The organism is Oceanobacillus sp. FSL K6-0118, assembly GCF_038006665.1.
In the GTDB taxonomy this organism is placed as follows: domain Bacteria; phylum Bacillota; class Bacilli; order Bacillales; family Amphibacillaceae; genus Oceanobacillus; species Oceanobacillus caeni.
The window spans coordinates 1,449,056-1,462,974 of the sequence record NZ_JBBOVR010000001.1 but is presented as its reverse complement, the minus strand read 5'-3'; the positions used below and the strand labels follow the sequence as shown (position 1 = coordinate 1,462,974).

18 protein-coding genes are annotated in these 13,919 nt (G+C 35.9%); 11 read left to right on the top strand and 7 right to left on the bottom strand.

Annotated features, from left to right (window positions below):
* Window positions 1–41: 41 nt before the first annotated feature.
* On the bottom strand, window positions 42–803 hold the full coding sequence (locus tag MHI02_RS07590) for an alpha/beta fold hydrolase (RefSeq protein ID WP_047186446.1): 762 nt from the start codon (window positions 801–803) through the stop codon (window positions 42–44).
* A gap of 204 nt (window positions 804–1,007) precedes the next feature.
* Here MHI02_RS07590 and MHI02_RS07585 point away from each other — a divergent pair, with 204 nt between their 5' ends.
* From MHI02_RS07585 to MHI02_RS07570, 4 genes are all read left to right on the top strand, one after another.
* Window positions 1,008–1,826 (top strand): Cof-type HAD-IIB family hydrolase, encoded by an 819-nt coding sequence (locus tag MHI02_RS07585; protein ID WP_341165809.1) that lies wholly within the window; start codon window positions 1,008–1,010, stop codon window positions 1,824–1,826.
* 171 nt (window positions 1,827–1,997) lie between these two features.
* Window positions 1,998–2,132: a hypothetical protein gene (locus MHI02_RS07580; RefSeq protein WP_257456403.1), complete on the top strand. Its 135-nt coding sequence runs from the start codon at window positions 1,998–2,000 to the stop codon at window positions 2,130–2,132.
* A gap of 23 nt (window positions 2,133–2,155) precedes the next feature.
* Window positions 2,156–2,344, top strand: coding sequence for a DUF3813 family protein (locus MHI02_RS07575; protein ID WP_047186448.1), 189 nt, complete (start codon window positions 2,156–2,158; stop codon window positions 2,342–2,344).
* Window positions 2,345–2,457: 113 nt separating this feature from the next.
* Complete coding sequence (locus MHI02_RS07570) at window positions 2,458–2,721, top strand: NifU N-terminal domain-containing protein (RefSeq protein ID WP_047186449.1); 264 nt, start codon at window positions 2,458–2,460, stop codon at window positions 2,719–2,721.
* A gap of 71 nt (window positions 2,722–2,792) precedes the next feature.
* Here the strand turns inward: MHI02_RS07570 and MHI02_RS07565 are convergent, their stop codons facing one another.
* On the bottom strand, window positions 2,793–3,179 hold the full coding sequence (locus MHI02_RS07565) for a hypothetical protein (RefSeq protein WP_216883676.1): 387 nt from the start codon (window positions 3,177–3,179) through the stop codon (window positions 2,793–2,795).
* A 174-nt stretch (window positions 3,180–3,353) separates the two neighbouring features.
* On the opposite strand from MHI02_RS07565, the gene MHI02_RS07560 reads away from it, so the two are divergent.
* The 3 genes from MHI02_RS07560 to MHI02_RS07550 all read left to right on the top strand — a co-directional run bounded on the left by MHI02_RS07560 (window position 3,354) and on the right by MHI02_RS07550 (window position 5,525).
* Complete coding sequence (locus MHI02_RS07560) at window positions 3,354–4,223, top strand: DegV family protein (RefSeq protein ID WP_204798137.1); 870 nt, start codon at window positions 3,354–3,356, stop codon at window positions 4,221–4,223.
* Between the two features lie 118 nt (window positions 4,224–4,341).
* Complete coding sequence (yppF, locus tag MHI02_RS07555) at window positions 4,342–4,542, top strand: YppF family protein (RefSeq protein ID WP_047186452.1); 201 nt, start codon at window positions 4,342–4,344, stop codon at window positions 4,540–4,542.
* A gap of 110 nt (window positions 4,543–4,652) precedes the next feature.
* Window positions 4,653–5,525: an SDR family oxidoreductase gene (locus MHI02_RS07550; RefSeq protein WP_047186453.1), complete on the top strand. Its 873-nt coding sequence runs from the start codon at window positions 4,653–4,655 to the stop codon at window positions 5,523–5,525.
* Between the two features lie 117 nt (window positions 5,526–5,642).
* On the opposite strand, the gene MHI02_RS07545 is transcribed toward MHI02_RS07550, so the two are convergent.
* On the bottom strand, window positions 5,643–6,287 hold the full coding sequence (locus tag MHI02_RS07545) for a cupin domain-containing protein (protein WP_084824119.1): 645 nt from the start codon (window positions 6,285–6,287) through the stop codon (window positions 5,643–5,645).
* A gap of 336 nt (window positions 6,288–6,623) precedes the next feature.
* Here MHI02_RS07545 and istA point away from each other — a divergent pair, with 336 nt between their 5' ends.
* Together istA and istB are read left to right on the top strand one after the other, a co-directional pair.
* Window positions 6,624–8,141: an IS21 family transposase gene (gene istA / locus MHI02_RS07540; protein WP_047186307.1), complete on the top strand. Its 1,518-nt coding sequence runs from the start codon at window positions 6,624–6,626 to the stop codon at window positions 8,139–8,141.
* On the top strand, window positions 8,141–8,863 hold the full coding sequence (gene istB / locus MHI02_RS07535) for an IS21-like element helper ATPase IstB (RefSeq protein WP_047186308.1): 723 nt from the start codon (window positions 8,141–8,143) through the stop codon (window positions 8,861–8,863). Before istA ends, istB begins: the two co-directional genes overlap by 1 nt.
* A gap of 160 nt (window positions 8,864–9,023) precedes the next feature.
* Here the strand turns inward: istB and MHI02_RS07530 are convergent, their stop codons facing one another.
* From MHI02_RS07530 to MHI02_RS07515, 4 genes are all read right to left on the bottom strand, one after another.
* Window positions 9,024–9,563: a DUF6944 family repetitive protein gene (locus MHI02_RS07530; protein ID WP_047186454.1), complete on the bottom strand. Its 540-nt coding sequence runs from the start codon at window positions 9,561–9,563 to the stop codon at window positions 9,024–9,026.
* Window positions 9,564–9,911: 348 nt separating this feature from the next.
* A complete protein-coding gene (locus MHI02_RS07525) occupies window positions 9,912–11,408 on the bottom strand; it encodes an alpha-amylase family glycosyl hydrolase (protein WP_257456401.1) in 1,497 nt (498 codons plus the stop codon).
* A 173-nt stretch (window positions 11,409–11,581) separates the two neighbouring features.
* Window positions 11,582–11,941, bottom strand: a complete 360-nt coding sequence (locus MHI02_RS07520; protein WP_047186456.1) for a YisL family protein — start codon at window positions 11,939–11,941, stop codon at window positions 11,582–11,584.
* A 133-nt stretch (window positions 11,942–12,074) separates the two neighbouring features.
* Complete coding sequence (locus tag MHI02_RS07515) at window positions 12,075–13,250, bottom strand: DUF418 domain-containing protein (RefSeq protein WP_240473185.1); 1,176 nt, start codon at window positions 13,248–13,250, stop codon at window positions 12,075–12,077.
* A 174-nt stretch (window positions 13,251–13,424) separates the two neighbouring features.
* Here MHI02_RS07515 and MHI02_RS07510 point away from each other — a divergent pair, with 174 nt between their 5' ends.
* Both MHI02_RS07510 and MHI02_RS07505 read left to right on the top strand, forming a co-directional pair.
* Window positions 13,425–13,640 (top strand): spore germination protein, encoded by a 216-nt coding sequence (locus MHI02_RS07510; protein WP_047186457.1) that lies wholly within the window; start codon window positions 13,425–13,427, stop codon window positions 13,638–13,640.
* Window positions 13,641–13,650: 10 nt separating this feature from the next.
* Window positions 13,651–13,854: a spore germination protein GerPB gene (locus MHI02_RS07505; protein ID WP_047186458.1), complete on the top strand. Its 204-nt coding sequence runs from the start codon at window positions 13,651–13,653 to the stop codon at window positions 13,852–13,854.
* The last annotated feature ends 65 nt before the right edge of the window (window positions 13,855–13,919 follow it).

The following is a 13,919-nucleotide window of genomic DNA, read 5'->3' as shown; positions in this document are numbered from 1 at the left end:
TTAAACATATTTTTCATACTATTTAAATGATGTAAATCACATTATACGTATTTTTCAAACCATTTCACAGTTTCCAGCTTTGCCATGCGACTAACTTTATGATCTCGATTTTTTTCTTTTATATAACGAATATGTTCTTTAATCTTATACTGCTCTTTCACTTCATTATAAAAGCTAAAAGAATGGTCAAATGGAACAACCGAATCCTTTTCACCATGCCAAAATAACAATGGTCGATCATTCAAGGTATCCTTCCTTAATGATAAATCGATTTCCTTTAATTGATCATATAATTGAGCAATCATTTCATCAAAATTAGGTATCGTTATTTGATCTTGAACACTTTTAATTAATTCCCTTGCAAATATTGATGGCTTGGGAGATCCCATTAATACAGCGGCTGCTTTAATCCACGGGAATTGAGTTAGCGCTGCAGATGTTGTTATTCCTCCCATGCTCGTACCAGCCAATCCAATTCTTTCATCTAATAAAATTTGTCTATCCTTTAACTCATGACGAATGGTATCGATATCTTTTAAATTTTGCAGAACAATTTCCCAAAATGCTAAGGTTCGTTTTACCGGGTCTATATCAAATTCTCTTTCACCATGATGTAAACTATCTGGTAAAATAACCCGTAAACCTCTCTCGGCAAGTAAATAAGCTAAATCCAGATTATGTTCTTTTGCACTTGTAAATCCGTGACTATATATTACTGTCGGCAATTTTTCTTTTTCCTTTGAAGCTTCAACTACGATTAAACTAGGTATCTTTTTTATTTCTTCTTTAAACACACCAATCATTACGACGCGACTCTCCTTGAACTATAATAATTATATTTTAAGCTTGTTGGACCCCTTCTTGCAAATTTTGTAAATACATTACACCTTTACACATTGCCTTTTCCACTATAAACTTGGCAGAAAGGTCTTTCTTACTAAATAAGTATAACCAGGGCATTTACAACCTAATAGCGAATGCCAAGTTTTCTAAATGGGGTGAATGGAATGTTAGATAAGTACTTAATTGCGTTAGATTTAGATGGAACGTTGTTAACGGATAGTAAAGAAATAGATCCTCGAACGAAACAAACCTTGCTTAAAGCAATGAACGAAGGCCATATCGTTGTTATCGCTACAGGGAGACCACATCGGTCAAGTATAAATTATTACCATGAACTTGGTTTAAATACACCTATGGTAAATTTCAATGGTGCACTCCTTCATCATCCAACTGAAGAAAAGTGGGATATACTACATAATCCAATGTCGTTGAGAACAGCCAAAAAGATTATAGAAGCAAGTTATGATTTAAATGTACGAAATATTCTAGCTGAGGTAATGGATAATGTATACCTAGAACAATTTGATGAAGAAGTAATAGAACTCTTTCAAGGACCTAAAAACAATCCTCCGTTTACGATTGGCAATTTAAAAAATAAATTAACGGAAGATCCAACTTCTCTTCTTATTTTTCCAAACGAAAAAGAGGTTCATACATTGCGTAATCATTTAACAGAATTTCACGCTGAACTCATCGAGCATCGTAATGGGGGTGCACCATATCATGTTGTAGAAATTGTAAAAAAGGGAATGAACAAAGCAGTTGGACTCCATAAAATTGCGAAATACTACAATATTTCCAAAGAAAATATCATTGCCTTCGGGGATGAAGATAATGATTTAGAGATGATTGAATATGTAGGTGTAGGTGTTGCAATGGGGAACGCTATTAAAGAATTAAAACAAGTTGCAAACCATATAACAAATACCAACGAACAAAATGGTATTGGTACGTTTCTTGAAGAGTATTTAAAGTTAGATTAGACTAATGCGTACTAATTCCCGATTATTACCAAGCTTAATTTCGTTCAGGCGAACCATACTATAATTGAACGTAAAAAACGTTCACTTTTTGTTTTACTTCTTGAGCATCATTCAGGGGTTAAAATTAACCCCTGATGTTTCCATTCTAATTTCTGAAGGAGGAATTCAGGTATGGGAAAAGGAAGTAAATCACGTCGATTTGTACAACATGGTTCTGATTCCGTTAAAAAACATGCCGAGCGTTTCCCCTATCGTTCTACATTAGCTGAACGTGAAAGAGAAGTGAATGGACAAGAGAATCTTTAGAAGTACCTTTAGGAGGGTTTTCATTGCAAAACAACTTATTTCAACAAGCTAAAGACGCAGTAAATAACCTCATTAATGGTAATGCTAGTGAAGCTGATAAACAAGCAGCCGAAAGCGCAATTCAGTCTGCATACGAGGATGCATCTCCGCAAGAGAAGGAACATCTACAACAGCTTGAGCAACAGTTGAAGCAATCAAACCAACTAAAATAATTCATGTAACAAGTATAGACATCCCCTTTCATCAGGAAGGGGATGTTACTTTCATCCTTAAAAATAATTTGGTAATATAAAGACAAGTAGGTTTACGAGGAGGAATGACAAATATGGCAATTCATGTTGAAGGGACACCAAATCCAAACGCAATGAAATTCACAACAGATAAAATTATTTTTGAAGGTACAAATAGTATTTCTGTTATGCCTGGAAACACAAGTGAGCACGACATTCTTAACGATTTAATGAAAGTGGAAGGCGTTGACAACGTCTTTGGATATCAAAACTTTATTACCATCAATAAACAATTTGATGCGGAATGGGAAGACTTAACCCCTCGTGTTAAAGAGGTAATGGAAAGATACGGTTATTAATACATAAGAAAGGCGCAAGTACCCGTTTGGGTGGGATAAATGGACCAAAAATAAATAATTATTTTTGGTCTCTATTTTATTTCAATCGGTATGTAATTGGGATTCATTGCTTTTCCATTTTCACTTTTTCCATAAATAACAAAAATTGGAGCATCATCCGCTTCCATTACTTTTTTAGGTAATGTGACTTCAATTTCAAAAGGTTTCCATTCCTGACCATTAAGTTGGATAGGTTTCTCTTCTTGTAGAACTTCCTCCCCTAGTTCAACTCGATAGAATATTTCTTCACTCGATGTTTTTACATCAGCAACCAATTTAGCCGTAAGATCTTCAACCTGGACATCCACATTTCGAATATCTATCGTACTCGGTGAATCGGAATTTGAATTCAATTCATCTGTGTTGCTACAACCGACAAGAAGAACAGCAAATAGCATCAAAAGCATGATTCGTTTCATTTTTCACTCTCCCCTCTCATATTCTTTTAAATGTCATCATCATTGTAAGCTTTTTTCCAAAATTTAACCACCTTCGTGATGTAAGGGATATACCATATAAAATTTTATTTTTGACTAAATATGGATATCGCTATAAACTGAAATAAAGAAAGATTTTTTATTAGGAGTGATTGAATGGCAATTCAAATACTTACCGATTCCAGTTGTGATTTAACGCTAGAACAGTTTTCGGAATTAGACATACAAATTGCACCATTAACCGTTCATCTAGATGGACAAGATTATGAAGACGGTGTAACGATTCAAGCAAAAACTGTTTATGATGCCATGAGACAAGGAAAAGCACCAAAAACCTCCCAGATCTCTCCACAAACGTTTAAAGAAATATTCACTTCCCATGCAAAAGAAAATAAGCCATTAGTATACATAGCTTTCTCTTCCCAACTTTCAGGAACCTATCAAACCGCGAAAATGATGGAACAGGAAGTAAAGGAAGCGTATCCTGATGCACCAATACATGTTATCGATACGAAATGTGCATCCCTTGGGCAAGGTTTAGTTGTATTACATGCAGCAAAACTCGCAAAACAAGGAGCCTCAGTAGATGAGGTTGTAAACGCAGTAAGATATCAGTCGGAACATATGGAACATATATTTACCGTGGATGATTTAGAATATCTAAAACGTGGTGGCCGTATTAGTAAGGCTCAAGCTTTTGTTGGTACTTTATTAAAGGTAAAACCTTTACTACACGTAGATGACGGAAAGTTGGTTCCACTAGAAAAAATTCGAGGTTCAAAAAAAGTTTTAAGTCGAATGCTAGAACTAATGGAGGAACGAGGGCTCGATCTCACGAATCAAACCATTGGTATAAGTCACGGTGACGACCTAGAAAGAGCCGAACAACTTTCCAAGATGATCCAAGATAAATTTAGTGTTAGTGAAAATCAAATTGTAATTGAAATGGTTGGTTCTGTCATAGGAGCACATTCTGGTCCAGGAACGATAGCCCTATTCTTTTCCAATAAACCAAAACCGAATTAAAACAACATCCTAACCCCATGGAAAAACTTTAAGATTAAAAGCATGAAATCTATTTTTTAAACATATATTCAATTAAATATAGATATAAAGTCATACACTTAATGAGGGGGAATCTACATTGCATATTTTCGATTTAGTAGACAGATATATGTCCGTTCGAAATCACATGCCAGATTCAGTTAACGACTTACTCGACTTTTATCAGCATAAGTACATTATGGGGGAAATTGACATAAAAGACTATCGACACATATTTGCATACTTGCATAAACAAGGTGCCATATCAGCATTTGATTACGAAAGATCAGTAACCTATTAATACGGAAGCGACTAAAGTCCTTTTTTAAAAAGGGCTTTTTTTCTATTATGCTTTCTTCATGATTGGATTTTCCCACGAAGGGTACATTAATGATGAAGGAGGAGATGTGGATGAGTATGGAGCATCATAACGGAAAAATTACTCCACCAAAACAAATTCAAGGGAAACAACCAGGAATCGAATCTGAGATGATTCCAAATCCGGAATTTATCCGCCATGATTATGAAGGAGGTAATAAATTAAAAAACAAAGTAGCTATTATTACCGGTGGGGATAGTGGTATTGGCCGAGCCGTGAGCGTACATTTTGCTAAAGAAGGTGCGGATGTTGCGATTATTTACTTAAATGAACATGACGATGCCAATAAAACGAAAGAACTCGTGGAACAGGAAGGCAGAAAATGTTTACTCCTAAGCGGGGATATTGGTAATGAAGCTTTTTGTTCAGAAGCAGTAAAAAAGACATTTGATACGTTTCATCAAATTGACATATTAGTAAATAACGCTGCAGAACAACATCCTCAACCAAGTTTTTTAGATATAACAAGTGAACAATTAGAAAAAACATTCCGAACGAATATATTCAGTATGTTTTACTTAACGAAAGCAGTCATTCCTCATCTAAAAAAAGGGAGTTCTATTATTAATACTTCCTCGATTACTAGTTACAAAGGAAATGTGGATTTGATTGATTATTCGGCAACAAAAGGAGCAATTACTTCATTTACTAGATCATTATCCGGTGCTTTGGCTGACCAAGGAATTCGGGTTAACGCTGTTGCTCCGGGTCCGATTTGGACTCCACTAATTCCCGCTTCTTTTAACAAAAAGAAAGTGGATTCATTTGGAGCCGATACTCCGATGAAACGGCCTGGTCAACCGAAAGAGGTTGCACCTGCTTATGTTTATTTAGCTAGCGATGACAGCAGCTACGTAACTGGGCAAATGATTCATGTGAATGGTGGAACGATTGTGAACGGGTAAGATAACTTATGGTTAGTTATAAAGAAGACTTCCATCAGTGGGGGGTTCCCTTCCCCAACTGATGGTTAGTCACACTTATCAGACCTTTATGGGCAGTTGATATTCTTTTCACATCTCTTAATCCTTATTTTCTAAAAACCCCGTATATGGTACCCATTCTTCTTGTGTTCTACCAGGAATACTTGTATGATCTTGACTTCCACCTTCTGCGGCCATTGCATCTGCTTTTGTTACATGAACCGTTCCACGTGGATGGTTCGGTGGTGCATAGATGGAATAAAGTTTTAGCGGGATAGTTCCTGTATTCGTTACATTATGCCATGTTCCAGCGGGTACCATAATTGCAAAATCATCAGCAACTCTTCTTTCAAAATCAAGGTTATCTTTTCTCTTACCCATTTGAACAATCCCCTGTCCTTGTTCGATACGTAAGAATTGATCAACTTCAGGATGTATTTCTAAACCAATATCATCCCCTACATTAATACTCATCACCGTAACCTGTAAATGTGGTCCGGTCCATAAAGCCGTGCGATACGTATTATTTTGCTTAGATGCCTCATTAATATTAACAACAAAAGGATTAGGACCGTAATCTCTTAATAAAATATTATTATTTTGTCTAACTGTTTCAAATCTATTTTCATATAACTCGGCTGGTTTTTCCCAGTATTCAGAGTGCCTTGTATAGTTATTCATTGGTGGTGCATTTACATAATAAGGATATTGATAATATGGATTATTGTAAGGAAAAAAATACATTCTACTCCATCCTCTCACATTTTATAATTGGGTAGCTAAAACAACTAATATAAATATTATGCAATCGTATTTATTATGAATAGGCACAAACCTACCCTGAATAAATTTCTCAAACGTTTCACTTAAAAATTGATGCAACATTTTAGATAAACACCTATATATTATAGGGATTAAACATCTCAAAATGTTTATGGCAAACTAAAAATGTAGGTTATGGCACTTCTTTTATGCATGTCCTATAGGGCTATGCATAAAAGAAAAAGCCACTTGCTAACAACTCAATAATTAACTACACTTCCTGTTGGACCCATTATTCTGGCAGGAGGTAGATTAGGAGTGTTAGAAGTGACTGAAATTAATTATATCAGACAACAAGTGAACGGAAAAGGGCATACATATGCAGAGGTTGCGAGAAGAACAAATAGAGACCCAAGAACCGTACAGAAATATGCGGATCTAGATGAATTCCAACCTGAATTGAAAGGAAGGAAACATCAACCCTCTCCGGTTATGGATCCGGTGAAAGAGATTGTGGATCAGTGGTTGAGGGAAGATTTGAAGAAGAAAAAGAAATATCGGAGAACTGCGAAGCGTATTTGGGAGTTATTAAAGGAAGAGTGTGGATTTAAAGGTTCAGACCGAACGGTGAGAGCATATGTCTCTAAGCGGAAAATAGAATTACTTGAAGAGATGGAAGCAAACGATGAGGCAGCTCTTCCGTTAGAAGCAAGTCCAGGGGATGCCCAGGTAGACTTTGGGGAGGCACCGTTTAAGGTAGAGGGAGAAGTCATAGAACTTCCGTATCTGGTTATGTCTTTCCCGTACAGTAATGCATTTCTGGTTCAGGTGTTTGAGTCCCAGAATCAAGACTGTTTCTTGGAAGGCATGAAACGATTCTTTCATCACCTTGGGGGTGTACCTAGAAGAGTTCGTTTTGATAACTTATCACCTGCGGTGAAAAAGATTCTTCCTCATGGAAGACGTGAACTGACGGAGGGATTTGAAAGGTTTGTCTTACACTACGGTTTCGAATATGAATTTTGTAATCCAGGTTCAGGGAATGAAAAAGGTCATGTGGAAGCAATGGTTAAGTATGTTCGTAATAATTTCTTTTTACCAGAACGAAGAGTATTTCAATTAGACGAATTCAATACCAAGTTGTGGGGAGAAGCTGAAAAAGATCGTCATCGCCAACATTATGAGAAAAAGGAAGAAATCAGTAAATTATTCGAAGAAGATAAGCATGCATTTTTACACTTACCGGCCAAGGAGTATAGTTGTGTACGCTATGAAACTTTGAAAGCTGATAAATATGGGTTTGTCCAAGTGGATACAAAAAAATACTCCACTTCCCCACGTTACGCAAAACAAAAAGTCTTGGTGGCAATCACATATGATCAAGTTACTATCCTTTCGGATAGATACGAAAAAATTGTAAGACATAACCGAATCTACGGAAATGCATCAAAATCAATGGTATGGCAACCCTACCTATCTCTTATGGCCACAAGGCCAACAGCTTTGAAATATACGACGTTCTATGGCCAATTACCGGAACGCTGGCGAAGCTATTTGAATGAATGCACCGTTGAGGAGAAGAAAGAAGCTCTCAAACTATTATCAACATTACTGAAAGAACATAGTTTAGAAAAGGCAACAGAAGCGTTGGAGATAGCTTCTAAAAGGAGCCATCCATCTTCCGAATCAATCAAACAGGTTTTCCATCAACTTATTCACGGGCGAGGTTATCGCGATACGTTGGAGATGAAGCCTAGCATCCCAGTCATGCCAGTCGCTGAGCGAGGGATTAAGAAATATGATGTCTTCTTTTCCTCTGAAAGGAGGCAGGCATAATGCATGAAATGATTCAGGAGTACGCAAAGCGATTAAAACTCAGCTGGATTCGTGAGAATTTCCATACGGTGAACATAGAAGATCCTCAACAATACTTATTAACACTTTTTGAAAAGGAAGTGGAACAGCGTGAGGAGCGTAAGATAAACCTATTATTCAAAACGGCAACGCTGCCGAACGTGTCTGGCAATCCTTTTGATTGGACAGATATTCAATTGGGTCAAGGGTTAAGTCAAGAATGGGTATTAGAAGGAGAATTTATCGAGGCAAAGGAAAATATGATTTTTTATGGTGGAGTAGGTGCAGGTAAAACCTACCTCTCTACGCTCATAGGAATCAATGCCATACAGAAGTATGGCAAGCGAGTGAAGTTCTATACCGTTGCTTCATTGGCAAATGAGCTGTTGGAAGCGAATGAAAAAGGTACGTTGACCAGGCTGTTTAACAGAATAGATAAGCTTGATCTATTAATATTAGATGAGCTAGGCTATATTCCATTGCATAAGCAAGGTGCAGAACTACTGTTTCAAGTGATATCTATGTGTTATGAAAAACGGAGCATTATCATTACTACCAATCTTCAATTCGGACAGTGGAACCATGTCTTTGGCGATCCAATTCTAACGGAAGCCGTAGTGGATCGCCTAATCCACCACTCCCACCTCATTCTGTTTGGGGGTGAAAGTAAACGAATGAAAGAGTCTATGATGATGAAAAATTAGAGGTTGGCAAGTGGTTTACAAAAAGGGCTGCCGTTTCATACATTTTACACTTGCCAAATACACTCAAAATTAGGAGAAGAGGACATGAACGAAGAACTTCAGAGGTTATTTAACAATTTGATTCAATTGGAAATAGCAAATTGCAGCATCTTCCATTAAATTATATTGGTATAAAGTGATATAATGGCTGATCAGAATGTTGGTCTTTTTGATTTTGTATTGTCATATTAATAGCCGAAATCACAGATCCAGCAGCTTGAATCCATGCTCCCGTATCATCTAGTAAACTTACATCTACATTTTCCACCTCTTCTTTAATTCCTGATATTCCTTGAATGCCATTGCCGATAGACTGTAAGAAATCTCCCTGAAATCCGAACACATCGTTTTCTTCAATTGCTGGTATTAATCCAATTCCTGCTCCCATGGCTTGAATAAAATTACCTTGAATCTCAAGATTGATGTTTTCTACATATAAACCTGTTACTACAAAAAGATTTCCAATGGTTTGGACTTCGTTGGCTAATTTAACTAATTCCTCTGATGTATAATCAGAAATAATCGAACTTCCAATAGCTTGCAGTATATTTCCGACTTTCGCAATTACCTTACCATCATCTTCACTAAAAGGAGGGTCTATAGCATTGATTACTGTTCCTACTGCTTGAATCCACGCCCCGATAACCGTATGGTGACTCAACTGACTCTCACCTCACTAATCATTTATCTACTCTTATACCGTGTATTCACTGCAGTATCATATGAAAACTATACCTATATGATTATCATTTTTCGTAAACATTTTTTAAATAGGTCATAGCCTATTGAAAATCATCAATAATAGCCTTAAATAAAATGTAGACGCTAAATCCTTTTTACAGGATAGCGTCCTAAAACTTTTCCAGATTTTTTTACGAAATGGCCATTCTATTTTAATCTGTCACTTCACTAAGAATAATGGTACTAAGACTAACACATAGTACTAATGTTAATGCAATAAGTCCAATCATTCTTTGCACCTCCTATCCTATTTAAGGAAAATATCCTTTTACTCTTCTGCTTCACGTTTTTTTTGTTTTCTACTTAAGTAAATAACCCCAACAATGAATAATAGCAATGTCCCAAAAATAAAACTGATGAATCCCCAGTTTAATCCTTTGTCTGGTTGCAAATGAAAAACTTCTACAGATTCTCTAGGTAATCCGATACGATAGTCGCCATTATCATCAGCGCGTACTAAATTATCTTCCAAATAACCTCTCAATTGCATTCCGGGCTCTATACCAGATACAGTAATATCCTGTGATGTACTACTGTTGTTAATTGCTATATATAAGGTGTCTCCTTCATATGACCTACGAAAAACACTCATAGCATTACTTGTATCAACTAATTCAAAATCCCCGTATTGTAACGCGCGAAATTGGGATCGTAAGGATGATATTTTATGGAAGAACTCTTGTAAATCAGAATCTCCACTATTAAATTGAACAAGATTTTGAGCGGCAACCGCATCTTCGCCATACATCGGAATCTCGGATCCTTGGAAAATCATTGGAACTCCTGGCGTTGTATACATATATGTCAATGCCAGTTTCCAAGCCGTCAATGAGTTTCGGCCATTTTCTGAGAACTCTTGTGTGAACCTTTTCGAATACATATCATCCATATAAAGTATTGGTAGTTGATTTCCGCTTTCTTCCCAAACATTATAGATAGCGGAAACCTCCTTGTCTTCTTTAGAAAAGGTTTCTCTCATCGTTTGATTTAACGCTGTATTTTCAATCACTTGTATACCAGTGCTATCTAATATTTTTTGACTGTTCTCATTCGTTTCAAGAATATCTCCTATTAAATAAAAATTAGAATGAATAGATTTAATATGTTCTGTTAACTTTTGTAAAAAAGAAACTGGCATTTGATCAACTGCATGAATGTTAAAACCATCAATTTCAGTTTCTGCCATCCAGAAGTCTGCAACATCCATTAAATATTGTTGAACTTCTTCATTTTGTAAATTTAATTGCACGGTATTATTGATCCATTCAGGTCCAGATAATTCTTGTTCCTTTACCCAATCAGCTTTTTCAGTATCTTGAACGATTGGATTCGTTGGTGCGATGAATTGTGTTACAAATTCAATGACAACCTTCATCCCTCTCTTATGCGCTTCCTTTACAAGCAATTGAAAGTCTTCCATTGTTCCAAACTGTTCTTCCAATTGATAGAAGTCTTCAATCCAGTAACCATGGTAACCTTTATCAGCGTTTGCCATAATAGGTGAAAGAGAGAGAGTTGTAATCCCAAGTTCCTGAAGATCATCTAATTTTGTAATAATCCCCTGGAAATCCCCTCCATGATATGCATATGGATCATTAACATCAACATTACTATCCATGCTATGGTCGCCATTATTATATCTGTCAATTAGGATGTGATAAATAACCTCTTCTTGAATCTGTCGTTCATCTGCATATAATAAAGTGTTTTCATTACTTAGCAAGAAAACACCAGCTATTAAAAATAGCATTCGTATTTTTTTCATTCAACTATCCCCCAAAATATGTATTCACCCTTTTATTATTAACCAACTAATCTATTAGTCAACCAGATTTCGAATATTGTTGAAAATCATTCATAATGTGGAACATCATTTAAAGACGTTCCACTAAATAAAAAAACTGCCGTTTAGACAGTTTTTAATCCTTCATATGATAACTACATCGGTAATCTTACAAAACCTAAAATCAACACAATGACTAACGCGATAACAAATTGGATCCAGAAGCTTCTGACTGGTTTTCCTTTAGATTTTTTCACTAAAATCATTTCCATTGCAGCAATTAACCATATACCAGCTAATGATTTTGTAATGGCTTCAGCAAATAATGGCATTTGTATACTTTGGAAATATACTCCAAGTAAGTCCCCACCAGTGTATAAAATAAATAAGTAATCAAGACGTAAAATCATGTGAACGATTTTCGCAGGTTTTTCTTTTCCTTGATTAAGGAAGACAAGTGCAATGATAAAAAGAATAAAACCTAGTACCCACGAAGTAATATGCATATGTGTCATCTATTATGTATCCTCCCTTTCAACTTTCATTCTAACGATATCATACCATAATCTGGTACAACGGTCATTTTTTGTTCTTTTTAGCATTAGAAAACGAAGGCGCTCGACAAACCTTTGCCGAAAGAATGCTTTCTTATCTGCGCAAAAATGGTTGTCGCTTCCAATACGTAAGGCTTCTCCATACCCATTCTAATGGGCCGAATCGGAAACGGCTAAACCACCACTTGCTAAAGATAATTTGACCTATATAAATGATAACAACCATTACTACTCCAGTAAAAGGGCCAATTTTGCCATATAGCCCAAACCCTACTCCGTAAAACAATAGAAAACTAATAATAGACTGAAATATATAATTTGATAATGCCATTCTCCCAACATATGTAAATGGTTTCATTATTTTTCTTCCTAGGTCCGTTCTAAACAAAAGAGTAACTGAAAAAATATAAAATAAAGCAGAAAACATTCCACCAATATTATCTTGAATATAAGAAAACCATATTGGATTTCCGAATAAATAGGCACCCATTTTTAAACCTATAAAGAGTAAAAAGGAAACAACCCACCATTTGATTAACAGAGATTTATATTTTCCAGGTTCATGGAGCCAACGTTTCTCCCCTATAAACATACCAAATAAAAATAGCGGAAGGAGTACTAGTATTAAAAATATTAGAGTAACAGGATTATTTGCAAACAACCAATCCTCATAATTCTGTAACCAAACCAATCCTATTTCATTGCTTAAATAATTTTTGTATGACTGTTCAATCATCACAACATCTACATAATCTAAGTAATCTTTGGTTAAATAAAATAAAAAGGAAAGAAAACTTACACTTCCGACCATCATAGCTATTCCAATTGCCAGCTTTGTATTTGACTTTGTATGTAGGAATAAAAGCGACAGTATTCCAACTAAAGCGTAAGATAATAAAATATCCCCGTGCCAAAGTAGAAAAGCATGCATCGCACCAAAACAAAATAAAATGAATAATCTTCTTAATAAAATGAGATTGGGATTATTTCCTCTTGCCATTATCCGCTCTCTCATCATTTGTAACCCAAATCCAAATAAAAGGGAAAATAACGTGTAAAAACTACCCTGGAAAAATATATCAATAAAAATTAGCGCAGCTTGATCTATATTTGATGTCCATGCTTCTTCCGCCCCGCCATACATAAAGTATGGTGCACTAAAAGCCCCAATATTTACAATAAATATTCCAAATATCGCTAATCCCCTTGCCGCGTCAATCCATTCTAATCGATTCGATTCCTGTAATGGCGTTGCATTATTTTTCATCATCCAATCCCTTCCCCTTTCATATCTGATTTAGCAAATTCCTTACTTGCGCACACTATTCAATTATAGCACCCTTTTTTAAAGTAAAACTAAATCCTCTCACCTATTCCATTTTTTATTCTATTCATACGCACATTCTTAAAATCAAGCATAAACTGTGATAAAGGAGGATGTTATATGCCTGCAATCGTTGGAGCTATTAAAGTAGTCAGTGTTTCCAATTCGAGTGTATTTCATGTTGGAGACGTATATTCCATTTTGCCACAAAGTAGTGCGAAAACGTATGCCGGTGGAGGATCCTTTAATACGGGAAATGGAATTAGAATTCATTTAGGAAATTCAAATACACACGTTAATGACCGAGATCATATAGATCAACCGAAAGTTCTATGAGGTGACAACGATGGACATGACCATTCATCAAGCAATCCATATTCATTTTTTAAAAATCGGTGCTATCACTAATTCTTCCGTTGTACAAATTGGTAGCACTGGCTGTATTCAAGCTCAATCAGATATTCATAATACTGGGGGTTATACTGAAACTGCTGAAGTTGCTGAAGCGCAAACAGAGGCTCCACTTGTTCCTTTAGCTCCAAATGCTTAATCACAACTTCTAATCATTCGCATAAAATAATCTAGGCATTTGTCGGAGAACTAAATTACGACCTT